The organism is Streptomyces sp. NPDC048650, assembly GCF_043199095.1.
Taxonomy (GTDB): domain Bacteria; phylum Actinomycetota; class Actinomycetes; order Streptomycetales; family Streptomycetaceae; genus Streptomyces.
The window spans coordinates 367,455-392,359 of sequence record NZ_JBICVM010000002.1 but is presented as its reverse complement, the minus strand read 5'-3'; the positions used below and the strand labels follow the sequence as shown (position 1 = coordinate 392,359).

Below are 24,905 nucleotides of genomic sequence, written 5' to 3'. Positions count from 1 at the left end.
AGGCGCAGCGCCACTTCAGCCCGCCGTCTCCCCGCCGCTCGCGGAGGGGGAGGCGGCGGGCTCGCTCGTGGCGGGCGGCGCGATCCGCATCGGGCGCCGCGGCCCCGGCAGTCCGTCCGCGCTGCCCAGGACCCTGGCCACCGTCTGGTCCAGATCCAGCCGGTGGCCGGCCCGCCGGCAGTCCTCGTAGCGCTCCGCCCCCAGGTGCTTGCGCGCCTGCTCCTCGCACAGCGCATGCGGCTGGTTGAAGTAGCGCGAGCCGAAGAGCGGCAGGCCCACCGTCGGCCAGATCCGGGCCGCGGCGCCCTGCAGCACCGCCGCCTCCTCCGCGTCCCCCTCGCCCAGCGTCACCAGCGCCAGCAGCTCGATCGCCAGCACCGCGCCCAGCAGGTCGTGGAAGGCGTGGTCGATGGCCAGGCACTCCTCCAGCAGCTCCCGGGCCCGCCGACCCTCGCCGCCCGTCCAGGCCGCGAAGGCCAGGACGAACAGCGCGTACGCCAGCGTCCAGCGCTCACCGTGGTCCCCGCACACCTGCCGGACGTCCTCGCACAGCTGCACCGCGTACTCCAGCTCGCCCTGGAACGCCACCGCCATCGCCAGTTCGACCTGCCCCATCAGCACATTGCTGTTGAGCTCGCCGATCTCCCGGTAGTGGCCCAGCGCCTCGCTCAGGAGCTTCTCGGCGCGCGGCATGTCGTCGCAGACCAACGCCAGGCAGCCGGTGCGGTGCCGCGCATACGCGAGAGCGGTGGCGTTGCCGGTGCGCTCGGCCTCCTCGCGGCACTCCTGCAGCGCCGCCATCGCGCCGAGGGTGTCGCCCTGGAGCACCGCGACATGGCCGACCACCCACAGTGCCTTCAGCCGCGCCTCGTCGTGATCGCTCTCCAGCTCCAGCGCCCGGTCCAGCCACTGCCTGCCCTCCGAGAGCCGGCCGCAGCCCACCCAGTAGAACCACAGGGTGCCCGCCAGGTACTGGCCCAGATGCGCGTCGCCCTCGGTGTCCAGGCTCTGCTCCAGGGCGACCCGCAGATTGGGCAGCTCGGCGTCGATGCGGGCGGCGACCTCGGCCTGCCGGGGGCTGAACCAGTCCAGCTCGCACCAGGTGGCCAGCCCCAGATACCAGTCCCGGTGTCGTCGCCGCAGCCGCTCGCCGTCCCGCGTCGCCTCCAGCCAGCCGGCGCCGTAGGCCCGTACGGTGTCCAGCATCCGGTAGCGCACACCGGCCGCGCCCTCCTCCCGTACGAGCACCGACTGGGCGACCAACTCCGCGATGACGTCGAGGAGTTCGTCGGTGGGCAGCTCCGGGCCCGAGCAGACGTACTCGGCCGCCTCCAGGTCGAACTGCCCGGCGAAGACCGACAGCCGGGCCCACAGCAGCCGTTCCTGCGGGGTGCACAGCTCATGGCTCCAGCCGATCGCCGTCCGCAGCGTCTGATGGCGGGGCAGCGTGCCGCGGGTCGACCCGGTCAGCAGCCGGAAGCGGTCGTCGAGGCGGTGCAGCACCTGCTCGACCGAGAGCGCGCGCAGCCGGCCGGCGGCCAGTTCGAGGGCGAGCGGGATGCCGTCCAGGCGGGCGCAGAGTTCGGTGACGGCCGCGGCGTTGCCCGGGCCGACGGTGAAGTCCGCGACGACCGCCGCGGCGCGGTCCGCGAAGAGATCGGCCGCGTCGGCGGCGTTCATCGGCGGCAGCGGCAGGATGTGCTCGCCGGGCAACCCGAGCGGGCGGCGGCCCGCGGCCAGGACCCGCAGTCCCGGAGCGCTGCGCAGCAGTGCCCCGGTCAGCTCCGCGCACTCGGCCACCAGATGCTCGTAACCGTCCAGGACGAGCAGCAGTTCGCGGTCGGCGAGGTGGTGGCACAGGGCGGCCCGCGGCGGGCGCCCGGTGTGGTCGGCCAGTGCCAGCGCTTCGACGAAGGCGTGCTCCAGGACCTGGGGGTCGTGCAGCGTGGACACCTCGACCAGCCGGACGCCGTCGCAGAAGCGATCCTGCAAGATCGCTGCAGCATGCCCCGCGAGGCGGGATTTGCCCACTCCGCCGAGGCCGGTCAGGGTCACCAGGCGGGCGGATTCCAGCCGACGTGTCACCGCGGCCAGTTCGTCGTCGCGACCGACGAACCGATTGAGCTCAGCGGGTGGGATCCCCGGGCTTCCCGGTGGCGGCGAGGGCGGGGAAGAGGCGCCGGACGGGCCGTCGGGGCGCGGGATGCGTCGCATGGCACACGGAGCGTACTCGGCCCCGTGCGGACCGTACAATCGCAGCTTTCGAAAGCCTCCGTGGCGCGGGGAACGGGGTACGGACGGACAGTCACGGCGCGATAAGGTCGAGGTTGCCGTTCGAGAGCAGGACGAGCCGAGCAGGTCGAGACCCAACCAGTCGGAGAGTGGTGCCAGCGTGTCCGGTGGAGAGGTGGCCGGGATCCTCGTGGCCGTCTTCTGGGCGATCCTCGTGTCGTTCCTCGCCCTTGTGCTGGTGAGGCTGGCGCAGACCCTCAAGGCGACCACCAAAATGGTCGCCGAGGTGTCCGACCAGGCCGTTCCCCTGCTGGCCGACGCGTCCGCGACCGTTCGTTCCGCGCACAGCCAGCTGGCCCGCGTCGACGCCATCGCCGCCGACGTCCAGGAGGTCACCGCCAACGCCTCCGCGCTCTCCACGACCGTCTCCTCCGCCTTCGGCGGACCGCTGGTCAAGGTCGCCGCGTTCGGCTACGGCGTGCGCCGCGCGATCGGCAAGAAGGGCGAACCCGAGCCGAAGCGCCCCGCCGTCGTCGGCCGAACCCTGCCCGGCGCCCGCCGCGGTGGGCGCCGCAACCGTCGCTCCAAGGACTGATCACAGCGATGTTCCGCCGCGCATTCTGGTTCACCACCGGCGCCGCCGCCGGAGTGTGGGCCACCAACAAGGTCCACCGGAAGCTGCGCAAGCTGCAGCCCGACAGCCTCGCGGCGCAGGCCGCGGACAAGGCCGTCGAGACCGGCCACCGGCTGCGCCAATTTGCATTGGACGTACGCGCGGGAATGGCGGACCGTGAAGAGCAGTTGCACGACGCGCTCGGCCTGGACCAGGCGGGCGATGTCTGTGAGCTGCCCGCGCCGCGCTCCCACGCGGCGCTCGAAACGCATCACCGCACCACGAGAACCCCGGGACAGACCGGGCTGACCGGACCGACTGGAAATGAGGACCACTGATGGAGTCGGCTGAAATCCGCCGCCGCTGGCTGCGCTTCTTCGAGGAGCGCGGGCACACCGTCGTGCCGTCGGCGTCGCTCATCGCGGACGACCCGACGCTGCTGCTCGTCAACGCGGGCATGGTCCCCTTCAAGCCGTACTTCCTCGGCGAGGTCAAGCCGCCCGCTCCGCGGGCCACCAGCGTCCAGAAGTGTGTGCGCACGCCGGACATCGAAGAGGTCGGCAAGACCACCCGGCACGGCACGTTCTTCCAGATGTGCGGCAACTTCTCCTTCGGCGACTACTTCAAGGAAGGCGCCATCAAGTACGCCTGGGAGCTGCTGACCGGCTCGCAGGCCGACGGCGGCTACGCCCTCGACCCCGAGCGCCTGTGGATCACCGTCTACCTCGAGGACGACGAGGCCGAGCGGATCTGGCACGAGGTCATCGGCGTGCCCAAGGAGCGCATCCAGCGCCTGGGTAAGACGGAGAACTACTGGTCCATGGGCGTGCCCGGACCGTGCGGACCGTGCTCCGAGATCAACTACGACCGCGGCCCGGAATTCGGTGTCGAGGGCGGCCCGGCCGTCAACGACGAGCGGTACGTGGAGATCTGGAACCTGGTCTTCATGCAGTACGAGCGCGGCGCGGGTACCAGCAAGGAGGACTTCGAGATCCTCGGCGAGCTGCCCAGCAAGAACATCGACACCGGTCTCGGCCTCGAGCGCCTGGCGATGATCCTGCAGGACGTCCCGAACATGTACGAGACGGACACCCTGCGCGTCGTCATCGACAAGGCCACCGAGCTGACCGGCGTCCGGTACGGCGCCGCGCACGACACCGATGTCTCGCTGCGCGTGGTCGCCGACCACATCCGTACGTCCACGATGCTCATCGGCGACGGCGTCACCCCCGGCAACGAGGGCCGCGGCTACGTCCTGCGCCGCATCATGCGCCGTGCCATCCGCAACATGCGCCTGCTGGGTGCCAAGGATCTGGTCGTCGGCGAACTGCTCGACGTCGTCATCAAGACCATGGGCCAGCAGTACCCGGAGCTGCTGGAGGACCGTCGCCGTATCGAAACGGTCGCCCTCGCCGAGGAGGCCCGCTTCGTCAAGACGCTGAACGCCGGCACGAACGTCCTCGACGGTGCCGTCTCCGAGACCAAGTCCTCCGGCGGCAAGGTGCTCTCCGGCGACAAGGCGTTCCTGCTCCACGACACCTGGGGCTTCCCGATCGACCTCACCCTCGAAATGGCTGCCGAACAGGGCCTTTCGGTGGACGAGGACGGCTTCCGGCGCCTGATGAAGGAGCAGCGGGAGCGGGCCAAGGCCGATGCCCAGTCCAAGAAGCTCGGGCACGCCGACCTGTCCGCCTACCGCGAGGTCGCCGACACGTCCGGCGTCACGGAGTTCACCGGCTACAGCGCCACCGAGGGCGAGTCCGTCGTCGTCGGCCTGCTGGTCAACGGCGTATCGGCGCCCGCCGCCCATGAGGGCGACGAGGTCGAGGTCGTCCTGGACCGCACCCCCTTCTACGCGGAGGGCGGCGGCCAGCTCGCCGACACCGGCCGGATCAAGCTGGACTCCGGCGCCGTCGTCGAGGTCCGCGACGTCCAGCAGCCGGTGCCCGGCGTCACGGTCCACAAGGGCGCCGTACAGGTGGGCGAAGTAGTGCTCGGCGCTGCCGCGCTTGCCACCATCGACATCACCCGCAGGCGCGCCATCGCCCGCGCCCACAGCGCCACCCACCTCACCCACCAGGCGCTGCGCGACGCCCTCGGGCCGACGGCAGCCCAGGCCGGTTCGGAGAACTCCCCGGGCCGTTTCCGCTTCGACTTCGGCTCGCCGGCCGCCGTGCCCGGCGGTGTCCTCACGGACGTCGAGCAGAAGATCAACGAGGTGCTCTCCCGCGAGCTGGACGTGCACGCCGAGGTCATGAGCATGGAGGACGCCAAGAAGCAGGGCGCCATCGCCGAGTTCGGTGAGAAGTACGGCGACCGGGTCCGCGTGGTGACCATCGGCGACTTCTCCAAGGAGCTGTGCGGCGGCACGCACGTCCACAACACCGCCCAGCTGGGCCTGGTGAAGCTGCTCGGCGAATCCTCCATCGGCTCCGGTGTACGCCGGGTCGAGGCGCTGGTCGGCGTGGACGCCTACAAGTTCCTGGCCCGCGAGCACACCGTCGTCTCGCAGCTCACCGAGCTGGTCAAGGGGCGTCCGGAGGAGCTGCCGGAGAAGATCTCCGGTGTCCTGGCCAAGCTGAAGGACGCGGAGAAGGAGATCGAGAGGTTCCGCGCCGAGAAGGTGCTGCAGGCCGCGGCCGGGCTGGCCCAGGGCGCCAAGGACGTCCGCGGCGTGGCGCTGGCCACCGGCCAGGTGCCGGACGGCACCTCCGCCGACGACCTGCGCAAGCTGGTGCTGGACGTGCGCGGACGCATCCCGGGTGACCGCGCCGCCGTCGTGGCCCTGTTCACGGTGGCAGGCGGCCGCCCGGTGACGGTCATCGCCACCAACGAGGCCGCCCGTGAGCGCGGCATCAAGGCCGGTGACCTGGTCCGTACGGCGGCCAAGACGCTCGGCGGAGGCGGCGGCGGCAAGCCGGACGTCGCCCAGGGCGGCGGCCAGAACGCCGCCGCGGTGCCCGAAGCCATCGAGGCCGTCGAGCGCCTCGTGGCCGAGGCGGCCTGACGCGCGTGAGTGAGATGCGACGCGGCCGACGCATCGCCGTGGATGTCGGGGACGCCCGTATCGGGGTCGCCTCGTGCGACCCCGACGGGGTCCTCGCCACCCCGGTCGAGACCGTGCCGGGACGTGACGTGCCGTCGGCGCACCGCCGTCTCAAGGCGATCGTCGACGAATACGAACCGCTCGAGGTCGTGGTCGGCCTGCCCCGCTCCCTCAACGGGGGAGAGGGGCCGGCCGCGGCCAAGGTGCGGGCATTCGCCCAGGAGATGGCCCGGAACATCGCCCCCGTGGGCGTCCGGCTGGTCGACGAGCGGATGTCGACGGTCACCGCGACCCAGGGCCTGCGCGCCTCCGGGGTGCGGAGCAAGAAGGGCCGCTCGGTCGTCGACCAGGCGGCCGCCGTGGTGATCCTCCAGAGCGCCCTGGAAACCGAACGGACCTCCGGGGCGCCCCCGGGGGAGAGCGTCGAAGTGGTCATCTGATCGCGGTACGGTAACGTTCCGCGCGATGTGGCGGCGGTTCGAACAGCCGCGCGTGCAAGTAGAGGCGGATCGTTACACCGCAGTCGCGCTGCCAGGCCGGAGCGCACCGTCTCTCGGCTCTAGGGGATCGATGACCGAGTATGGCCGGGGCTACGGCTCCGAACCGTGGCATCCCGAGGACCCGCTCTACGGAGACCAGGGACCCTACGGAGGCCAGGCGCAGCAGCCTCAGTGGGACGGGCAGCAGTCCGTCCCCTATCCCCAGCAGCACCATCCGCAGCAGCACCAGCAGCCGTACCAGGGTGGCTGGGACGACACACAGGGTGGGCAGCTGCCCTACGACCCGTACGACCCCTACGCCCAGCAGCCGCCGGCCGACCCGTACGGCGGGGCGGGCCAGGACTACTACGGTCATCAGGACGCGTACGGGCAGCAGCCGCAGCAGCAGATGCCGCCGCACCCGCAGTACCAGCAGGCACCGCCGCAGCAACAGCAGTACCCGCCGCAGGAGTACGAACAGTACGAGCGGCACGAGCAGCACGAACAGCACCCGGAACCGGCGTACGAGGACATCCCGGGCGATGGCTGGCGCGCCGACCCGGAGCGGCCGCGGGAGCCGGAGCACTCGTTCTTCGCCGACGACGATGCCGACGACCGGCGCGATGACGACCGGCCCGAAGACGAGCCACGTGAGCGCCGCGGCGGCCGCGAGCGCCGCGGCAAGAAGAACAAGAAGAACAAGAAGAACAAACGGCGCAGCGGCAGGGCCTGTCTCGTGGTGACCCTGGTGTTCGCCGGTGCCGTAGGGACCGTCGGCTATTTCGGCTACGACTTCATCATGAGCCATTTCGCCTCGGCGCCCGACTACGAGGGTGAGGGAACCGGCGCGGTGCAGGTGGAGATTCCGCCGGGTTCCACGCCAGGGGAAATGGGGCTGGTCCTCAAGAAGGCGGGCGTGGTCAAAAGCGCCGACGCCTTCACCGAGGCGGCGGTAGACAGCAAGAAGGACAGGGTCCTGCAGCCCGGTGCGTATTCGCTGCGCAAGCACATGTCCGCGGTCGCGGCGGTCCGGTTGATGGCGGACCCCAAGAGCCGTAACGGCCTCACGATCCGCGAGGGCCTGCGCTCCGCCGATGTCTACAAACTCATCGACACCAAGCTCAAGCTCAAGAAGGGCACCACCCACGACATCGCCGAGGCCCAGGCGAAAAACCTCGGGCTACCCTCGTGGGCCGACGATTCCACGAAGGTCAAGGATCCGCTGGAGGGCTTCCTCTACCCCTCGACGTACAGCGTGGGCGAGAAAGCGAAGCCGGCGGACGTCCTCAAGCAGATGGTGGCGCGGGCCAACCAGGTCTACGAGAAGTACGACCTGGAGGCGAACGCACAGAAGCTCCATCTCGACTCGCCGATGCAGTTGCTCACCGTCGCGAGCCTCACGCAGGCCGAAGGCAAGTACAAGCACGACTTCGTCAAGGTCGCGAGGGTCGTCTACAACCGCCTCAAGCCGAGCAACACCGAGACCTACGGGCTGCTCGACTTCGACTCGACGGTGAACTACGCCAGGTCCAAGAGCACCCTGGACACCGGATCCGTCGACGATCTGCGGCATTTCAACGACCCGTACAACACCTACAAGTTCAAGGGTCTGCCGCCGGGCCCGATCGGAAATCCCGGTGAGGAGGCGCTGAAGTCCGCCATCGATCCGGCCAAGGGCAACTGGTACTACTTCGTCTCGATCAGTCCGGAAAAGACGCTCTTCGCCGAGACGAACGAAGAGCACGAGCGCAACCGCCGCATCTACCTGAAGGAACAAGAGAAGGCCAAGCAATGAGCGCCACACATCGAGCTGCGGTGCTCGGCTCCCCGATCGCCCACTCCCTCTCGCCGGTGCTGCACCGCGCCGCCTATGACGCGCTCGGCCTGGCCGGGTGGGAATACGGCCGCCATGAGGTCGACGAGGCGGCGCTGCCCGGCTTCCTCGAAACGCTCGGCCCCGAATGGGCGGGTCTTTCCCTGACCATGCCGCTCAAGCGCGCCGTGATCCCGCTGCTCGATGAGATCACCCCCACCGCGGCCTCGGTCGAGGCGGTCAACACCGTCGTCCTCACCGCCGACGGACGCCGCCTCGGCGACAACACCGACATCCCCGGCATGCTCGCCGCACTGCGCGAGCGGGGGGTGGAAAAGGTCGAGCGGGCGGCCGTCCTCGGCGCAGGTGCCACCGCCTCCTCGGCGCTGGCCGCGCTCGCGCAGATCTGCGCCGGCGAGGTCACCGCGTACGTGCGCAGCGCGGCGCGCGCCGACGAGATGCGCGGCTGGGGCGAGCGGCTGGGCATCACGGTCCGCACCGCCGGCTGGGAGGACGCGGCCGAGGCCCTCGCGGCGCCGCTGGTCGTCGCCACCACCCCGGCCGGCACCACCGACGCGCTCGCCGCCGCCGTGCCCGACCGGCCCGGCACACTCTTCGACGTGCTCTACGAGCCCTGGCCGACGGCGCTGGCCACCGCCTGTGCCGGGCGCGGCGGAGCGGTGGTCGGCGGTCTCGACCTGCTGGTCCACCAGGCCGTCCTCCAGGTGGAGCAGATGACGGGCCGCGCGCCCGCCCCGCTGGCCGCGATGCGTACCGCGGGCGAGGCGGCGCTCGCCGCGCGTTGATCCACCGGCCGGACCGCCCGGTCCGCTCCCTGGACCGTGCGCCGCCTCCCGCGCGCGACGTGGGAGGATCGGGGGGAGACCGTACGCGGATGAGCAGTACATGAGGAGCACCGTTGAGCAGGTTGCGCTGGCTGACGGCGGGGGAGTCGCACGGCCCCGCACTCGTGGCGACGTTGGAGGGCCTTCCGGCCGGAGTTCCGATCACCACCGAGCTGGTGGCGGACGCACTGGCGAGGCGCCGGCTCGGCTATGGCCGCGGTGCCCGGATGAAGTTCGAGCGGGACGAGATCACCTTCCTGGGCGGTGTGCGGCACGGTCTGTCGCTCGGCTCGCCGGTGGCCGTCATGGTCGGCAACACAGAGTGGCCCAAGTGGGAACAGGTCATGGCGGCCGACCCGGTCGACCCCGCGGTGCTGGCCGAGTTGGCCCGCAACGCACCGCTGACCCGCCCCCGCCCCGGCCACGCCGACCTCGCCGGCATGCAGAAGTACGGCTTCGACGAGGCCCGCCCGATCCTGGAGCGCGCCTCCGCCCGTGAGACCGCCGCCCGGGTCGCCCTGGGCGCGGTCGCCCGTTCCTTCCTCAAGGAGACGGCCGGCATCGAGATCGTCTCGCATGTCGTGGAGCTGGCCGCGGCGAAGGCCCCGTACGGCGTCTACCCCGAGCCCTCCGACGTCGAGCAGCTGGACGCGGACCCGGTGCGCTGCCTGGACGCGGATGCGAGCAAGGCGATGGTCGCCGAGATCGACCAGGCCCACAAGGACGGCGACACCCTCGGCGGCGTGGTCGAGGTCCTGGCATACGGCGTGCCGGTGGGCCTCGGCTCGCACGTCCACTGGGACCGCCGACTGGACGCCCGGCTGGCCGGCGCCCTCATGGGCATCCAGGCCATCAAGGGCGTCGAGGTCGGCGACGGCTTCGACCTGGCCCGGGTGCCGGGGTCGAAGGCGCACGACGAGATCGTCGCCACCGAAGGGGGCGTCCGGCGCACCTCCGGCCGTTCCGGCGGCACCGAGGGCGGGCTGACCACCGGTGAACTCCTGCGGGTGCGGGCCGCGATGAAGCCGATCGCGACCGTGCCGCGGGCGCTGGCGACCATCGACGTGGCCACCGGCGAGGCGGCCCAGGCACACCATCAGCGCTCGGACGTCTGCGCCGTGCCGGCCGCGGGCATCGTGGCCGAGGCGATGGTCGCGCTGGTCCTGGCCGACGCCGTGGTGGAGAAGTTCGGCGGCGACAGCGTCCCCGAGACCCGCCGCAACGTCCGCAGCTACCTCGACAACCTGGCGATCAAGTGACGTCGCCGGCGGTCGTACTCATCGGCCCGCCCGGTGCGGGCAAGTCCACGGTGGGCGCGCTGCTCGCCGAGCGGCTCGGCGTGCGCTACCGCGACACCGACGCGGACATCGTCGCCACGGCCGGCCGGCCGATCGCGGAGATCTTCATCGACCAGGGCGAACCGCACTTCCGGGAGCTGGAGCGGGAAGCCGTACGGGACGCCCTCGAAGGCCATGCGGGCGTGCTCTCGCTGGGCGGCGGCGCGATCCTGGACGACTCCACCCGGAAGCTGCTGACCGGCCTGCCGGTGATCTTCCTGGACGTTCAGCTCGCCGACGCCGTCAAGCGGGTCGGTCTGGACGCGCCCCGCCCGCTGCTGGCCGTCAATCCGCGCAAGCAGTGGCGCGAGCTGATGGACCGCCGCCGTCCGCTGTACACCGAGGTCGCGCGCGCCGTGATCGACACCGGGGAGTGCACCCCCGAGGACGTCGTCGAGGCGATCCTGGACGCGTTGGAGCTACGGCGGGCCGGGGCGGACGCCCCACGGCCCGCCCACAGGGAGGAACAGGCATGACGGAGCAGGCCACCCGTATCCAGGTCGGCGGTACGGCGGGCACCGACCCGTACGAGGTGCTCGTCGGACGGCAGTTGCTCGGCGAACTCCCCGGACTGATCGGGGACGGCGCCAAGCGGGTCGCGGTGCTGCACCCGGAGGCGCTGGCCACCACCGGTGAGGCACTGCGCGAGGACCTCGCCTCGCAGGGCTACGAGGCGATCGCCGTCCAGCTGCCGAACGCCGAGGAGTCCAAGACCGTAGAGGTCGCCGCGTACTGCTGGAAGGCCCTGGGCCAGACCGGCTTCACCCGCACCGACGTGATCGTGGGCGTCGGCGGCGGCGCCACCACCGACCTGGCCGGTTTCGTCGCCGCCACCTGGCTGCGCGGGGTGCGCTGGGTCGCGGTGCCGACCACGGTCCTGGGCATGGTGGACGCGGCGGTCGGCGGCAAGACCGGCATCAACACCGCCGAGGGCAAGAACCTCGTCGGCGCCTTCCACCCCCCGGCCGGGGTCCTGTGCGACCTCGCCGCCCTGGATTCCCTCCCGGTGCACGACTACGTCTCCGGGCTGGCCGAGGTCATCAAGGCCGGTTTCATCGCCGATCCGGCGATCCTGGAGCTGATCGAGTCCGACCCGGAGGCGGCCAGGCGTCCGGACGGCGCACACACCGCCGAGCTGATCGAGCGGGCGATCCGGGTCAAGGCCGAGGTGGTCTCCGCGGACCTCAAGGAGTCCGGCCTGCGGGAGATCCTCAACTACGGGCACACCCTGGCGCACGCCATCGAGAAGAACGAACGCTACAACTGGCGGCACGGAGCGGCCGTTTCGGTCGGCATGGTCTTCGCCGCCGAGCTCGGCCGGATCGCCGGCCGCCTGGACGACGCCACCGCCGACCGGCACCGCGCCGTCCTGGAGTCCGTCGGACTGCCGCTGACCTACCGCGGCGACCAGTGGCCCAAGCTGCTGGAGACCATGAAGGTCGACAAGAAGTCCCGCGGCGACCGGCTGCGCTTCATCGTCCTCGACGGCCTCGCCAAGCCCACCGTCCTGGAGGGCCCGGACCCGGCCATGCTGCTCGCCGCGCACGCGGAGATCGCCGAGTGAACGAGCGAAGCACGGTGGTCCCCCCGACCGAAGGCCGGGGAAGAAGCGCCACGGGGTACGTCCCTGGCGAAGGCCGGGCCGAGCGGAGCGAGGGATGGGCATGAGCCGGCGCGTTCTCGTACTGAACGGACCCAACCTCGGGCGCCTCGGCTCCCGCGAGCCCGATGTCTACGGCGCCACCTCCTACACCGGTCTGGTCGAGCAGTGCACCGCGCTCGGCAAGGAGCTGGGGTTCGAGGTCGAGGTCCGCGAGACGAACGACGAGGGGGAGATGATCCGCTGGCTGCACGAGGCCGCGGACGGCTCCCTGCCCGTCGTCGTCAACCCCGGTGCCTTCACGCACTATTCGTACGGCATGCGGGACGCGGCCGCTCAGCGCACCGCCCCCCTCATCGAGGTGCACATCTCGAACCCGTACGCCCGCGAGGAGTTCCGGCACAATTCGGTGATCGCGGCCGTCGCCAGCGGTACGGTCGCCGGCTTCGGCATCGGTTCGTACCGCCTCGCGCTGCGCGCCTTGGCCGAGGAACTCGGCGACTGACGCGCTTTTCGGGCACTCTCCGCCACCCCCGGCCGTTCCTGTGACGAGCGCCGGGGGTGGGGAGCATCACCACCCGGCGGCAGTCGGGAGGGTACCGTTCGCACCAGCACCACCCACGCCGACGGCTGTGGGGCACAACGGCCCGCCGGGGCCGCTGGGTTACCGCACGAAGCACCGGGCCGACCGCCCGGCGCCTGGGGGCGCCCCCACCACCCGGCGTGAGCCGGGGGAGCACCGCACACGTCGACCGCACGAGACGGAGAGCCACCGGATGCCGTACGCAGTGGGGGCTCCGCTGCCGCCGCCCCGCCGGCCGGAAGCAGGAACGGGGGCCACCATGAACTGGACCCCCAACCCGGGTCAGCCCATACCGCCCGCCTCGCCGCCGTCCCCCTCGGCGCCGCCTCCCCCCGCCGGCCCGCCCGCACAGGGGCCGGGCTGGACCGCCCCCGCGCCGTATCAAGATGCGCCCACGCCGCACTCCACGGACATCACCGGCCACCTCCGGCTGCCCCCGGGAGCCCCGGTGGCGCTCCCCGAGCCGCCCGCCGACACCAGCGCCCAGGACGCCGCGCACGCCACCGTCGCGGTACTCCTCATCGGCCCGGCCGGCGCGGGCAAGACCAGCGTCGCCCGCCACTGGGCCGACTCGCGCCGGGTGCCGACCGCGCACATCAGCCTCGACGACGTGCGGGAGTGGGTGCGCTCCGGTTTCGCCGACCCGCAAAAGGGGTGGAACGACAACTCCGAGGCCCAGTACCGCCTCGCCCGCCGCACCTGCGGCTTCGCGGCCCGCAATTTTCTGGCCAACGGCATTTCCTGCATCCTCGACGACGCGGTCTTCCCGGACCGCCCGGTCGTCGGCCTCGGCGGCTGGAAGCGGCATGTGGGCCCCGGCCTGCTGCCGGTCGTGCTGCTGCCCGGGCTGGAGATCGTCCTGGAGCGCAACGCCCGGCGCAGCGGCAACCGCCGGCTCTCGGACGAAGAGGTCGCCAGGATCCACGGGCGGATGGCCGGCTGGTACGGCTCCGGGCTGCCGATCATCGACAACTCCCAGCACGACGTCGCCACCACGGTGCGGGTGCTGGACGATGTCGTCGCCCGCAGCATCGCGAGCCCGCCCAGCTGGTGAACGGCCCCCCGTGGGCCCTTCCGAGGCCGGTGTCCCCCAGGCGGCCCCGCTCGACCGGCCGCCCGCGCGACCCGGCCGTAGGCTCGGGATATGTCCGAGTTGTACGCGGTACGACGCACGCGGCTGCGTGACCGCTGCGCCGCAACCGGAAGCACGGCCGCCCTGATCTCGCGCCCCGCGAACGTCCGCTACCTCACCGGCTGCGCCCCACCCGGCGCGGCCCTGCTCCTGGGCCCGGCCGACGACATCCTGGTGTGCGGTGTCGCGCTGAGCGGTGACCCGTCGGAGGGGCGGCCCGCCGAGGACGTCCGCGTGTCGGTCCTGCCCACCCGCGGCGGTGACCCCGTCGTGGCGGGCGCCGACCTCGCCGCGAAGGCCGGCGCCGACATCCTGGCGGTCGAGGAGCATCACCTCACCGTCGCCCGCCATCGCGCGCTGTCCCACGTCGCGCCCCGGATGCGGCTCGCCGACCTGGGCTGCGCCGTGGAGGCGCTGCGCCTGGTCAAGGACGACGAGGAGATCGCCTGTCTGCGGATCGCCGCGGAGATCACCGACCAGGCGCTGGGCGAACTCCTCGAATCGATCCTGGTCGGCCGCACCGAGCGGCACCTGGCCCTGGAGCTGGAGCGCCGCCTGGTCGATCACGGCGCCGACGGCCCGGCCTTCCCCACCTCCGTGGCGACGGGTCAGAACTCCGGCCGCTTCGGACATCTGCCCACCGACCGCCGGGTCGAGGAGGGCGACTTCCTGACCGTGAGCCTGGGCGCCAACTACCGTGGCTACCGCTGCGAGATCGGCCGGACCTTCGTCATCGGCACCACCCCCGCAGACTGGCAGATCGACCTCTACGATCTCGTTTTCGCTGCCCAGCGGGCGGGCCGCGAGGCCCTGGCGCCGGGTGTGGAGTGCCGCGAGGTGGACCGCAGGACCCGCCAGGTACTGGTCGCCGCGGGCCATGGAGAGCGGCTCGGGCCATGGACCGGGCACGGCGTGGGACTCGAAATCGACGAGGACCCTCAGCTGTCGCCTGCCGCCATGGGTAAACTGGACGCTTGCGTGCCGGTCACCGTCGAACCGGGGGTTCACCTCCCCGGCCGCGGGGGCGTCCGGATCGACGACACACTCGTCGTCCGTCCAGAGGCGGACGGCGGGCCCGAGCTACTCACGATCACGACCAAGGAGCTGCTCGCACTCTGAGCCGTAGTGGCTTGCCGTGCGGCTCCTGGGTCCCACCACCTGCAGTCCAGGAGATTCCGCAACCGTGGCATCCACGAACGACCTCAAGAACGGCATGGTGCTCAAGCTCGACGGCGGCCAGCTCTGGTCCGTCGTCGAGTTCCAGCACGTCAAGCCCGGCAAGGGCCCGGCCTTCGTCCGCACCAAGCTCAAGAACGTGCTGTCCGGCAAGGTGGTGGACAAGACCTTCAACGCCGGCGTGAAGGTCGAGACGGCCACCGTCGACAAGCGCACGATGCAGTTCTCGTACATGGACGGCGAGTACTTCGTCTTCATGGACATGGACACCTACGACCAGCTGATGGTCGACCGCAAGGCCGTCGGTGACGCCGCGAACTTCCTCCTCGAGGGCTTCGAGGCCACCGTCGCTCAGCACGAGGGCGAGGTGCTCTTCGTCGAGCTGCCGGCCGCCGTCGAGCTGGTCATCGCGGAGACCGAGCCGGGCGTCCAGGGCGACCGCTCCACCGGTGGCACCAAGCCGGCCACGCTGGAGACCGGCTACCAGATCCAGGTCCCGCTCTTCATCACCACCGGCGAGAAGATCAAGGTCGACACCCGCACGAGCGACTACCTCGGCCGGGTGAACAGCTAACCGTGGCCGCCCGCAACAAGGCCCGCAAGCGCGCCTTCCAGATCCTCTTCGAGGCCGATCAGCGCGGCGCCGACGTGCAGTCCGTGCTCGCGGACTGGATGCGTCACGCCCGGACCGATTCCCGGCAGCCGCCGCTGAACGAGTACACCCTGGAGCTGGTCGAGGGGTACGCGGAGCACGCCCCTCGCATCGACGAACTGATCTCCACCTACTCCGTCGAGTGGGAGCTGGACCGGATGCCGGTCGTCGACCGCAACATCCTGCGGCTCGGCGCCTACGAGCTGATCTGGGTGGACGACACGCCGGATGCGGTGGCGATCGACGAAGCGGTACAGCTCGCCAGGGAGTTCTCCACCGACGACTCCCCGGCCTTCGTCAATGGCCTCCTCGGCCGCTTCAAGGAGCTGAAGGCGAGCCTGCGGCGCTAGACGCGCCAGGCGGACGACTGAGCAGACGAACGGGCCCGGAGCGATGCAGATTGCTCCGGGCCCGTCCCGTGTCCGTAGAACGCCGCCTGGCGCCGTGCCATCCGTCCCTCGGTCGCCCGCTGCGTCCCGTTCGTCCTTCCGGCAGGGCGGGCGGCCGTCGTGACCGGCCCCACCCCGGTTCGCCCGGTCACAGCAAAGCCGCCGCCCCGGGCACTCCCGGGGCGGCGGTACGTTTCTGCAGATGGTGACCGGCGTCAGAGGTCGTCGTGGGCCACCGCGCGGCGCGCGTCCGCGTCCAGCACGCCCCAGCTGATCAGCTGCTCGGTGAGCACCGAGGGCGACTGGTCGTAGATCACTGCGAGGGTGCGCAGGTCGTCCTGGCGGATGGAGAGCACCTTGCCGTTGTAGTCACCGCGCTGACTCTGGATCGTGGCGGCGTAGCGCTGCAGCGGGCCGGCCTTCTCCTGCGGGACATGGGCGAGACGCTCCAGGTCCAGCACCAGCTTCGGCGGCGGCTCGGCGGCACCGCCAGGCGTCGTGCCCGGCAGGAGCTCCTGGACGGGCACACCGTAGAAGTCCGCGAGCTCGGCGAGGCGCTGGACGGTCACGGCACGGTCGCCGCGCTCGTACGAGCCCACCACCACGGCCTTCCAGCGACCCTGGGACTTCTCCTCGACACCGTGGAGAGAGAGGCCCTGCTGGGTACGGATGGCGCGAAGCTTGGCCCCGAGCTGTTTGGCGTATTCGCTGGACATAAAGCTCCCCAGACGGCTGTATCGACATGCGGCTCCGCCGCGTGGCTGGTAACTCACTGTGAGGTTACGCAGCGTAATCTGACTTCGTCAAGCCGAATGGGCCTGAGCATCGCCCGTCGGGGGTGCATGTGGACCGGCAAAGGCACCCTGATAGCCTGAGGAACGTAATTTCGACGTCCTTTAAAGTCCGTCCCGTGAGGCGGAGAAGGGGGTCCGTTTCGTATGGACGCAAGCACTTCCGGCGTACACGCTTCCGATGTACCCGATCAGCTTCCCGCGCGCCCGGTGCTCGAAGGCCCGGACATCGCCCGGATGCTCACCCGAATCGCCCACGAAATCGTTGAGCGCGCCAAGGGCGCGGACGATGTGGTGCTGCTGGGAATTCCCACCCGCGGTGTCTTTCTCGCCCGGCGGCTGGCCGCAAAGCTCGAGGAGATCACCGGCCGTTCGGTGCCGGTCGGCTCGCTGGACATCACCATGTACCGCGACGACCTCCGTCTGGGCCCCGCCCGGACGCTCGCCCGCACGGAGATCCCGGCCGACGGCATCGAGGGCCGGGTCGTCCTGCTCGTCGACGACGTCCTCTTCTCCGGACGCACGATCCGCGCCGCGCTGGACGCCCTGGGCGACATCGGGCGGCCGCGAGCCGTGCAGCTGGCGGTCCTGGTCGACCGCGGCCACCGAGAACTGCCGATCCGCGCCGACTACGTCGGCAAGAACCTCCCCACGTCGCTGCGGGAGACGGTCAAGGTCCAGCTCACCGAGGAGGACGGCCGGGACGCCGTGCTGCTCGGCGTCAAGCGGACCGCCCCGGCCGGCGAGCGCTAGACACCGCGCGCGGACCCGGTGACCCCGGGCCCGCAGGCATGCCCGCTCGACGGACGCCCCGTACCACCTCCTCCTTCACCCACGGAGAAAACCGGATGAAGCGTCACCTCATCTCGGCCGCCGACCTCACGCGCGACGACGCCGTCCTGATCCTCGACACCGCCGAGGAGATGGCCCGGGTCGCCGACCGGCCGATCAAGAAACTTCCCACCCTGCGCGGGCGCACCGTCGTCAACCTCTTCTTCGAGGACTCGACCCGCACGCGAATCTCCTTCGAGGCCGCGGCGAAGCGGCTCTCCGCCGACGTCATCAACTTCTCCGCCAAGGGCTCCTCGGTCTCCAAGGGCGAGTCGCTCAAGGACACCGCGCTCACCCTGGAGGCGATGGGCGCGGACGCCGTCGTCATCCGCCACCACGACTCGGGTGCCCCGCACCGCCTGGCCACCTCCGGCTGGATCGGCGGCTCGGTGGTCAACGCCGGTGACGGCACCCACGAGCACCCCACCCAGGCGCTGCTGGACGCGTTCACGATGCGCCGCCGCCTCGTGGGTCTCGACGCCGGTCTGGGCCGGGACCTCGCCGGCCGCCGGATCACCGTCGTCGGCGACATCCTGCACAGCCGCGTCGCCCGCTCCAACGTCCATCTGCTGACCACCCTCGGCGCCGAGGTCACCCTGGTGGCGCCGCCGACCCTGGTGCCGATCGGCGTGGAGAAGTGGCCGTGCGAGGTCTCGTACGACCTCGACGCCGTGCTCGCCAAGTCCGACGCGGTGATGATGCTGCGCGTCCAGCGCGAGCGGATGAACGCGGCGTTCTTCCCGACCGAGCGCGAGTACGCGCGGCGCTACGGCCTCGACGGCGAGCGGATGGCCCGGATGCCCGAGCACGCGATCGTGATGCACCCCGGCCCGATGAACCGCGGTATGGAGATCACCGCCGAGGTCGCCGACTCGCCGCGCTGCACCGCCGTCGAACAGGTCGCCAACGGTGTCAGCATCCGGATGGCCGTCCTCTACCTGCTTCTGGGCGGCAACGAACCCGCCCTCACCGCCGGCAACGGCACCAGCACCCGTTCCGAGGAGACCAAGTAACCATGAGCAAGATCCTTATCCGCGGCGCGAAGGTCCTCGGCGGCGAGCCGCAGGACGTGCTGATCGAGGGCGAGACCATCGCCGAGGTGGGTGCCGGGCTGAGCGCCGAGGGCGCGCAGGTGATCGAGGCCGACGGCAAGATCCTGCTGCCCGGCCTGGTGGACCTGCACACCCATCTGCGCGAGCCGGGCCGCGAGGACTCCGAGACCGTGCTGACCGGCACCAAGGCTGCCGCCGTCGGCGGTTTCACCGCCGTGCACGCCATGGCCAACACCTTCCCCGTCGCCGACACCGCGGGCGTCGTCGAGCAGGTCTGGCGGCTGGGCAAGGAGTCCGGCTACTGCGACGTCCAGCCGATCGGCGCGGTGACGGTCGGCCTGGAGGGCAAGAAGCTCGCCGAGCTCGGCGCGATGCACGACTCCGCGGCCGGGGTGCGGGTCTTCTCCGACGACGGCAAGTGCGTCGACGACGCCGTGATCATGCGGCGCGCCCTGGAGTACGTGAAGGCCTTCGACGGCGTCGTCGCCCAGCACGCCCAGGAGCCCCGGCTCACCGAGGGCGCCCAGATGAACGAGGGCATCGTCTCCGCCGAGCTGGGACTGGGCGGCTGGCCCGCGGTCGCCGAGGAGTCGATCATCGCCCGCGACGTGCTGCTCGCCGCGCACGTCGGCTCCCGGGTGCACATCTGCCACCTGTCGACGGCGGGCTCGGTCGAGATCGTCCGCTGGGCCAAGTCCAAGGGCTGGAACGTCACCGCCGAGGTCACCCCGCACCACCTGCTGCTCACCGACGAACTGGTCCGCAGCTACAACCCCGTCTACAAGGTCAACCCGCCGCTGCGCACCGAGGCCGACGTCCTGGCCCTGCGCGAGGCGCTCGCCGACGGCACCATCGACTGCGTCGCCACCGACCACGCCCCGCACCCGCACGAGGACAAGGACTGCGAGTGGGGCGCCGCGGCCATGGGCATGGTCGGCCTGGAGACCGCGCTCTCCGTCGTCCAGCACACGATGGTCGACAGCGGACTGCTGGACTGGGCCGGCGTCGCCGACCGGATGTCGTTCCGCCCCGCGCACATCGGCCGCCTGCAGGGCCACGGCCGCCCCGTCTCGGCTGGTGAGCCCGCCAACCTCACGCTGCTCGATTCCGCTTACCGTGGAGAGGTGGACCCCGCGGGCTTCGCCTCCCGCAGCCGCAACACCCCCTACGAGGGCCGTGAGCTGCCGGGACGCGTCACCCACACCTTCCTCCGGGGCCGCGCAACGGTCGTCGACGGGAATCTGGCGTGACTCCTGAACTCTTCCACCTGGCCGCAGCGCAGCAGTCTGCGCCGGTCACCGACTGGGCCGCGCGGATCGGCTGGGTCGTCGGTCTGCTGGTCTTCGTGATCTTCCTCTACTGGCTGATGCGCGAGGGCTGGAAGTGGCGCGGCAAGCTCCAGGGCGATCTGCCCGAGCTGCCGTCCGCCCCCGACGACCCGGGCGAGCGGCACCGGACACTCAGCGGCCGCTACCACGGCTCCACCACCGCCGGGCAGTGGCTCGACCGGATCGTCGCGCACGGCCTGGGCACCCGCAGCCGCGCCGAGCTGACCCTGACCGACCAGGGCCTGGACGTGGTTCGACCGGGCGCCCAGGACTTCTTCGTGCCCGTCGCCGCCCTGCGTGGCGCCCGCCTCGACAAGGGCATCGCGGGCAAGGTCCTCACCGAGGGCGGCCTGCTCGTCGTCACCTGGGCGCACGGGGACAAGGAGATCGACTCCGGGTTCCGCTCCGACCGGGCGGGCGAGCACGCCGCCTGGGTCGAGGCCCTCAACACTCTCAGCCCCACCACCAGCAGCACCGAGCACACCGAAACGGAAGGCGCACGATGACGACCTCCACCAGGGGTAACGCCCACGGCACAAGGGGGCTCCCCGCCGTACTCGTCCTGGAGGACGGCCGCTCCTTCCGCGGCCGTGCCTACGGGGCCGTGGGGGAGACCTTCGGCGAAGCGGTGTTCTCCACCGGCATGACCGGCTACCAGGAGACGCTGACCGACCCCTCGTACCACCGCCAGGTCGTCGTCATGACCGCCCCGCACATCGGCAACACCGGGGTGAACGACGAGGACCCCGAGTCGCAGCGGATCTGGGTCGCCGGCTATGTCGTCCGTGACCCCGCCCGCATCCCGTCCAACTGGCGCTCGGTGCGCTCCCTGGACGACGAACTGGTCGCCCAGGGCATCGTCGGTATCAGCGGCGTCGACACCCGGGCGCTCACCCGCCATCTGCGCGAGCGCGGTGCGATGCGGGTCGGCATCTTCTCCGGCGACGCGCTGCCCGACGACGGCACCATGCTCGCCAAGGTGCGCCAGGCCCCCGAGATGAAGGGCGCGGACCTCTCCACGGAGGTCGCCACCAAGGAGGCGTACGTCGTCCCGGCCGTCGGGACGAAGAAGTTCACCGTCGCCGCCATCGACCTGGGCATCAAGGGCATGACCCCGCATCGGATGGCCGAGCGCGGCATCGAGGTGCACGTGCTGCCCGCGACCGCCACCGTCGAGGACGTCTACGCGGTCGCCCCGGACGGCGTGTTCTTCTCCAACGGCCCCGGTGACCCGGCCACCGCCGAGCACCCGGTCGCCGTCATGCGCGGCGTCCTGGAGCGGAAGACGCCGCTGTTCGGCATCTGCTTCGGCAACCAGATCCTCGGCCGCGCGCTGGGCTTCGGCACGTACAAGCTCAAGTACGGCCACCGCGGCATCAACCAGCCGGTGCAGGACCGTACGACCGGCAAGGTCGAGGTCACCGCGCACAACCACGGATTCGCCGTGGACGCCCCGCTCGACAAGGTCTCCGACACCCCCTTCGGCCGCGCCGAGGTCTCCCACGTCTGCCTCAACGACGACGTGGTGGAGGGCCTGCACCTCCTCGACCAGCCGGCCTTCAGCGTCCAGTACCACCCCGAAGCCGCCGCGGGTCCGCACGACGCCGCGTACCTCTTCGACCGCTTCGTTTCCCTGATGGAGGGCCAGCGTGCCTAAGCGCACCGATATCCAGTCCGTCCTGGTCATCGGCTCCGGCCCGATCGTCATCGGCCAGGCCGCCGAGTTCGACTACTCCGGCACCCAGGCATGCCGGGTCCTCAAGTCCGAGGGCCTGCGCGTCATCCTGGTGAACTCCAACCCGGCGACGATCATGACCGACCCGGAGATCGCCGACGCCACCTACGTCGAGCCGATCACCCCCGAGTTCGTCGAGAAGATCATCGCGAAGGAGCGGCCCGACGCCCTCCTGCCCACCCTGGGCGGCCAGACCGCGCTGAACACCGCGATCTCCATGCACGAGCAGGGTGTTCTCGAGAAGTACGGCGTCGAGCTCATCGGCGCCAACGTCGAGGCGATCAACAAGGGCGAGGACCGCGACCTCTTCAAGGGCGTTGTCGAGGCCGTCAACGCCAAGATCGGGCACGGCGAGTCCGCCCGGTCCGTGATCTGCCACTCGATGGACGACGTCCTGGCGGGCGTCGACGAGCTCGGTGGCTACCCCGTCGTCGTCCGCCCCTCCTTCACCATGGGCGGTGCCGGTTCCGGCTTCGCGCACGACGAGGAGGAGCTGCGCCGCATCGCCGGCCAGGGCCTGACCCTGTCTCCCACCACCGAGGTGCTCCTGGAGGAGTCCATCCTCGGCTGGAAGGAGTACGAGCTGGAGCTGATGCGCGACACGAACGACAACGTCGTGGTCGTCTGCTCCATCGAGAACTTCGACCCGATGGGCGTGCACACCGGCGACTCGATCACCGTCGCGCCGGCCATGACGCTCACCGACCGCGAGTACCAGCGCCTGCGCGACATCGGCATCGCGATCATCCGCGAGGTCGGCGTCGACACCGGCGGCTGCAACATCCAGTTCGCCGTGAACCCCGACGACGGCCGCATCATCGTCATCGAGATGAACCCGCGCGTCTCCCGGTCCTCGGCACTCGCGTCGAAGGCCACCGGCTTCCCGATCGCGAAGATCGCGGCCCGGCTCGCCGTCGGCTACACCCTCGACGAGATCCCCAACGACATCACCGAGAAGACGCCGGCCTCCTTCGAGCCGACCCTCGACTACGTCGTCGTCAAGGTCCCGCGCTTCGCCTTCGAGAAGTTCCCGGCCGCCGACGCCACGCTCACCACGACCATGAAGTCGGTCGGCGAGGCGATGGCCATCGGCCGCAACTTCCCCGAGGCGCTGAACAAGGCGCTGCGCTCGCTGGAGAAGAAGGGCAGCCAGTTCGACTTCGTCGGCGAGCCGGGCGACAAGGCGGCGCTGTTGGTCAAGGCCCAGGTCCCCACCGACGGCCGGATCAACACCGTCATGCAGGCGATCCGCGCGGGCGCCACCCCGCAGGAGGTCTTCGACGCCACGAAGATCGACCCCTGGTTCGTCGACCAGCTCTTCCTGATCAAGGAGATCGCCGACGAGATCGCCGCGGCCGACAAGCTCCACCCGGAGATCCTCGCGGACGCAAAGCGCTACGGCTTCTCCGACGCCCAGATCGCGTCCGTCCGCGGCCTGCGCGAGGACGTCGTCCGCGAGGTCCGGCACGCCCTCGGGGTCCGCCCGGTCTACAAGACGGTCGACACCTGCGCCGCCGAGTTCGCCGCGAAGACGCCGTACTTCTACTCCTCCTACGACGAGGAGACGGAGGTCGCGCCGCGCGAGAAGCCGGCCGTGATCATCCTCGGCTCCGGCCCCAACCGCATCGGCCAGGGCATCGAGTTCGACTACTCCTGCGTCCACGCCTCGTTCGCGCTCAGCGACGCCGGCTACGAGACCGTGATGGTCAACTGCAACCCGGAGACCGTCTCGACGGACTACGACACCTCCGACCGCCTGTACTTCGAGCCGCTCACGCTCGAGGACGTGCTCGAGATCGTGCACGCCGAGACCCAGGCCGGCCCGGTCGCCGGCGTCATCGTCCAGCTCGGCGGCCAGACCCCGCTGGGCCTGGCGCAGGCGCTCAAGGACAACGGCGTGCCGATCGTCGGCACCTCGCCCGAGGCCATCGACCTCGCCGAGGAGCGCGGCGCCTTCGGCCGGGTGCTCACCGAGGCCGGGCTGCCCGCCCCCAAGTACGGCACCGCCTTCTCCTTCGACGAGGCCAAGCGGATCGCTACCGAGATCGGCTACCCGGTCATGGTCCGCCCGTCCTACGTACTGGGCGGCCGCGGCATGGAGATCGTCTACGACGAGCCGTCGCTGGGCGAGTACCTCACCCGCCACGCCGGCCTGATCGACCGGCACCCGGTCCTGATCGACCGCTTCCTCGACGACGCCATCGAGATCGACGTCGACGCGCTCTACGACGGCCACGAGCTCTACCTCGGCGGCGTCATGGAGCACATCGAGGAGGCCGGTATCCACTCCGGCGACTCGGCCTGCGCGCTGCCCCCGATCACGCTGGGCGGCTTCGACATCAAGCGGCTGCGCGCCTCCACCGAGGCCATCGCCAAGGGCGTCGGCGTCCGCGGCCTGATCAACATCCAGTTCGCGATGGCCGGGGACATCCTCTACGTCCTGGAGGCCAACCCGCGCGCCTCGCGCACCGTGCCCTTCACCTCGAAGGCCACCGCGGTGCCGCTGGCCAAGGCCGCCGCCCGGATTTCGCTGGGCGCCAGCATCGCCGAACTCCGCGCCGAGGGCATGCTCCCGGCGACCGGCGACGGCGGCACCCTGCCGCTGGACGCGCCGATCTCCGTCAAGGAGGCCGTCATGCCCTGGTCCCGCTTCCGGGACGCCTCCGGTCGTGGCGTGGACACCATCCTCGGCCCGGAGATGCGCTCCACCGGCGAGGTCATGGGCATCGACTCGGTCTTCGGCACCGCCTACGCCAAGTCCCAGTCCGGGGCGTACGGGGCGCTGCCCACCAAGGGCCGCGCGTTCGTCTCCGTCGCCAACCGCGACAAGCGCTCGATGATCTTCCCGGCCCGTGAGCTGGTCGCGCACGGCTTCGAGCTGCTGGCCACCTCCGGCACCGCCGAGGTGCTGCGCCGCAACGGCATCAACGCCACCGTGGTGCGCAAGCAGTCCGAGGGCGAGGGCCCGGGCGGCGAGAAGACCATCGTCCAGCTCATCCACGACGGCCAGGTCGACCTGATCGTCAACACGCCGTACGGCACCGGCGGCCGCCTCGACGGCTACGACATCCGTACCGCCTCGGTGGCCCGCGGCATCCCGTGCCTGACCACGGTCCAGGCACTGGCCGCCGCCGTCCAGGGCATCGAGGCCATGTCCCGCGGTGACGTCGGCGTCCGTTCGCTCCAGGAACACGCACAACAGCTCACCGCGGCCCGCGCGGAGTAAGGCCCGGGAGGGGGACACCGAAGCGGTGTCCCCCTCTTCGTCAGC

At 71.0% G+C, this 24,905-nt stretch carries 22 protein-coding genes; 20 read left to right on the top strand and 2 right to left on the bottom strand.

All coding sequences use genetic code 11. From position 1 onward, the window contains the following. Positions 1 to 15: 15 nt before the first annotated feature. Complete coding sequence (locus ACGFML_RS07490; RefSeq protein ID WP_393541034.1) at positions 16 to 2,214, bottom strand: ATP-binding protein; 2,199 nt, start codon at positions 2,212 to 2,214, stop codon at positions 16 to 18. A gap of 178 nt (positions 2,215 to 2,392) precedes the next feature. Between ACGFML_RS07490 and ACGFML_RS07485 the strand changes: the two genes are divergently transcribed. The 14 genes from ACGFML_RS07485 (at position 2,393) to nusB (ending at position 15,858) form a co-directional block, all read left to right on the top strand. Beyond that, a complete protein-coding gene (locus ACGFML_RS07485) occupies positions 2,393 to 2,827 on the top strand; it encodes a DUF948 domain-containing protein (protein ID WP_393541032.1) in 435 nt (144 codons plus the stop codon). A gap of 8 nt (positions 2,828 to 2,835) precedes the next feature. Further along, a complete protein-coding gene (locus ACGFML_RS07480; protein ID WP_393541030.1) occupies positions 2,836 to 3,183 on the top strand; it encodes a DUF6167 family protein in 348 nt (115 codons plus the stop codon). Beyond that, positions 3,183 to 5,852, top strand: a complete 2,670-nt coding sequence (alaS, locus tag ACGFML_RS07475) for an alanine--tRNA ligase (RefSeq protein WP_393541028.1) — start codon at positions 3,183 to 3,185, stop codon at positions 5,850 to 5,852. Before ACGFML_RS07480 ends, alaS begins: the two co-directional genes overlap by 1 nt. A 14-nt stretch (positions 5,853 to 5,866) precedes the next feature. After that, entirely contained in the window at positions 5,867 to 6,331 is a 465-nt protein-coding gene (ruvX, locus tag ACGFML_RS07470) for a Holliday junction resolvase RuvX (RefSeq protein WP_393541670.1), read from the top strand. Positions 6,332 to 6,461: 130 nt separating this feature from the next. Beyond that, positions 6,462 to 8,165 (top strand): endolytic transglycosylase MltG, encoded by a 1,704-nt coding sequence (gene mltG / locus ACGFML_RS07465; RefSeq protein WP_393541026.1) that lies wholly within the window; start codon positions 6,462 to 6,464, stop codon positions 8,163 to 8,165. Beyond that, positions 8,162 to 8,989, top strand: coding sequence for a shikimate dehydrogenase (locus ACGFML_RS07460; RefSeq protein WP_393541024.1), 828 nt, complete (start codon positions 8,162 to 8,164; stop codon positions 8,987 to 8,989). The genes mltG and ACGFML_RS07460 overlap by 4 nt, the downstream gene beginning before the upstream one ends. A gap of 113 nt (positions 8,990 to 9,102) precedes the next feature. Further along, positions 9,103 to 10,287 carry a chorismate synthase gene (gene aroC / locus ACGFML_RS07455; RefSeq protein ID WP_393541023.1) on the top strand — a complete coding sequence of 395 codons (1,185 nt, stop codon included), beginning with the start codon at positions 9,103 to 9,105 and terminating at the stop codon, positions 10,285 to 10,287. Next, the gene (locus tag ACGFML_RS07450; protein WP_393541021.1) at positions 10,284 to 10,841 is read left to right on the top strand and encodes a shikimate kinase; all 558 of its coding nucleotides are present in this window, start codon (positions 10,284 to 10,286) and stop codon (positions 10,839 to 10,841) included. Before aroC ends, ACGFML_RS07450 begins: the two co-directional genes overlap by 4 nt. Further along, positions 10,838 to 11,929, top strand: coding sequence for a 3-dehydroquinate synthase (aroB, locus tag ACGFML_RS07445; protein WP_393541020.1), 1,092 nt, complete (start codon positions 10,838 to 10,840; stop codon positions 11,927 to 11,929). Before ACGFML_RS07450 ends, aroB begins: the two co-directional genes overlap by 4 nt. Before the next feature lie 100 nt (positions 11,930 to 12,029). Continuing rightward, positions 12,030 to 12,470 (top strand): type II 3-dehydroquinate dehydratase, encoded by a 441-nt coding sequence (gene aroQ, locus ACGFML_RS07440; RefSeq protein ID WP_393541018.1) that lies wholly within the window; start codon positions 12,030 to 12,032, stop codon positions 12,468 to 12,470. Between the two features lie 271 nt (positions 12,471 to 12,741). After that, the gene (locus ACGFML_RS07435; protein WP_393541016.1) at positions 12,742 to 13,602 is read left to right on the top strand and encodes a Pro-rich N-terminal domain-containing protein; all 861 of its coding nucleotides are present in this window, start codon (positions 12,742 to 12,744) and stop codon (positions 13,600 to 13,602) included. 90 nt (positions 13,603 to 13,692) lie between these two features. Continuing rightward, a complete protein-coding gene (locus ACGFML_RS07430; protein WP_393541014.1) occupies positions 13,693 to 14,799 on the top strand; it encodes an aminopeptidase P family protein in 1,107 nt (368 codons plus the stop codon). A gap of 64 nt (positions 14,800 to 14,863) precedes the next feature. Then, positions 14,864 to 15,430, top strand: a complete 567-nt coding sequence (gene efp, locus ACGFML_RS07425; RefSeq protein ID WP_393541012.1) for an elongation factor P — start codon at positions 14,864 to 14,866, stop codon at positions 15,428 to 15,430. Between the two features lie 2 nt (positions 15,431 to 15,432). After that, a complete protein-coding gene (gene nusB / locus ACGFML_RS07420; RefSeq protein ID WP_393541010.1) occupies positions 15,433 to 15,858 on the top strand; it encodes a transcription antitermination factor NusB in 426 nt (141 codons plus the stop codon). A 254-nt stretch (positions 15,859 to 16,112) separates the two neighbouring features. On the opposite strand, the gene bldD is transcribed toward nusB, so the two are convergent. Further along, positions 16,113 to 16,613, bottom strand: a complete 501-nt coding sequence (gene bldD / locus ACGFML_RS07415; protein WP_030278578.1) for a transcriptional regulator BldD — start codon at positions 16,611 to 16,613, stop codon at positions 16,113 to 16,115. A gap of 222 nt (positions 16,614 to 16,835) precedes the next feature. Between bldD and pyrR the strand changes: the two genes are divergently transcribed. From pyrR to carB, 6 genes are all read left to right on the top strand, one after another. After that, positions 16,836 to 17,441, top strand: coding sequence for a bifunctional pyr operon transcriptional regulator/uracil phosphoribosyltransferase PyrR (gene pyrR / locus ACGFML_RS07410; protein ID WP_393541008.1), 606 nt, complete (start codon positions 16,836 to 16,838; stop codon positions 17,439 to 17,441). 95 nt (positions 17,442 to 17,536) lie between these two features. Further along, complete coding sequence (locus tag ACGFML_RS07405) at positions 17,537 to 18,532, top strand: aspartate carbamoyltransferase catalytic subunit (protein WP_393541006.1); 996 nt, start codon at positions 17,537 to 17,539, stop codon at positions 18,530 to 18,532. A 2-nt stretch (positions 18,533 to 18,534) separates the two neighbouring features. Further along, positions 18,535 to 19,821 carry a dihydroorotase gene (locus ACGFML_RS07400; protein ID WP_393541004.1) on the top strand — a complete coding sequence of 429 codons (1,287 nt, stop codon included), beginning with the start codon at positions 18,535 to 18,537 and terminating at the stop codon, positions 19,819 to 19,821. Next, positions 19,818 to 20,405, top strand: a complete 588-nt coding sequence (locus ACGFML_RS07395) for a hypothetical protein (protein ID WP_393541002.1) — start codon at positions 19,818 to 19,820, stop codon at positions 20,403 to 20,405. Before ACGFML_RS07400 ends, ACGFML_RS07395 begins: the two co-directional genes overlap by 4 nt. Then, positions 20,402 to 21,556: a glutamine-hydrolyzing carbamoyl-phosphate synthase small subunit gene (gene carA / locus ACGFML_RS07390; protein WP_393541000.1), complete on the top strand. Its 1,155-nt coding sequence runs from the start codon at positions 20,402 to 20,404 to the stop codon at positions 21,554 to 21,556. The genes ACGFML_RS07395 and carA overlap by 4 nt, the downstream gene beginning before the upstream one ends. Then, a complete protein-coding gene (gene carB, locus ACGFML_RS07385) occupies positions 21,549 to 24,860 on the top strand; it encodes a carbamoyl-phosphate synthase large subunit (protein WP_393540998.1) in 3,312 nt (1,103 codons plus the stop codon). The genes carA and carB overlap by 8 nt, the downstream gene beginning before the upstream one ends. Positions 24,861 to 24,905 lie beyond the last annotated feature (45 nt).

Bases quoted from the DNA above. Each gene is read 5' to 3' on its own strand.
- ACGFML_RS07460 (WP_393541024.1), top strand. From the start codon at position 8,162: ATGAGCGCCACACATCGAGCTGCGGTGCTCGGCTCCCCGATCGCCCAC.
- ruvX (WP_393541670.1), top strand. From the start codon at position 5,867: ATGCGACGCGGCCGACGCATCGCCGTGGATGTCGGGGACGCCCGTATC.
- bldD (WP_030278578.1), bottom strand. From the start codon at position 16,613: ATGTCCAGCGAATACGCCAAACAGCTCGGGGCCAAGCTTCGCGCCATC.
- alaS (WP_393541028.1), top strand. From the start codon at position 3,183: ATGGAGTCGGCTGAAATCCGCCGCCGCTGGCTGCGCTTCTTCGAGGAG.
- ACGFML_RS07480 (WP_393541030.1), top strand. From the start codon at position 2,836: ATGTTCCGCCGCGCATTCTGGTTCACCACCGGCGCCGCCGCCGGAGTG.
- ACGFML_RS07490 (WP_393541034.1), bottom strand. From the start codon at position 2,214: ATGCGACGCATCCCGCGCCCCGACGGCCCGTCCGGCGCCTCTTCCCCG.
- aroQ (WP_393541018.1), top strand. From the start codon at position 12,030: ATGAGCCGGCGCGTTCTCGTACTGAACGGACCCAACCTCGGGCGCCTC.
- ACGFML_RS07400 (WP_393541004.1), top strand. From the start codon at position 18,535: ATGAGCAAGATCCTTATCCGCGGCGCGAAGGTCCTCGGCGGCGAGCCG.
- mltG (WP_393541026.1), top strand. From the start codon at position 6,462: ATGACCGAGTATGGCCGGGGCTACGGCTCCGAACCGTGGCATCCCGAG.
- ACGFML_RS07405 (WP_393541006.1), top strand. From the start codon at position 17,537: ATGAAGCGTCACCTCATCTCGGCCGCCGACCTCACGCGCGACGACGCC.
- ACGFML_RS07435 (WP_393541016.1), top strand. From the start codon at position 12,742: ATGCCGTACGCAGTGGGGGCTCCGCTGCCGCCGCCCCGCCGGCCGGAA.
- carA (WP_393541000.1), top strand. From the start codon at position 20,402: ATGACGACCTCCACCAGGGGTAACGCCCACGGCACAAGGGGGCTCCCC.
- aroB (WP_393541020.1), top strand. From the start codon at position 10,838: ATGACGGAGCAGGCCACCCGTATCCAGGTCGGCGGTACGGCGGGCACC.
- pyrR (WP_393541008.1), top strand. From the start codon at position 16,836: ATGGACGCAAGCACTTCCGGCGTACACGCTTCCGATGTACCCGATCAG.
- ACGFML_RS07430 (WP_393541014.1), top strand. From the start codon at position 13,693: ATGTCCGAGTTGTACGCGGTACGACGCACGCGGCTGCGTGACCGCTGC.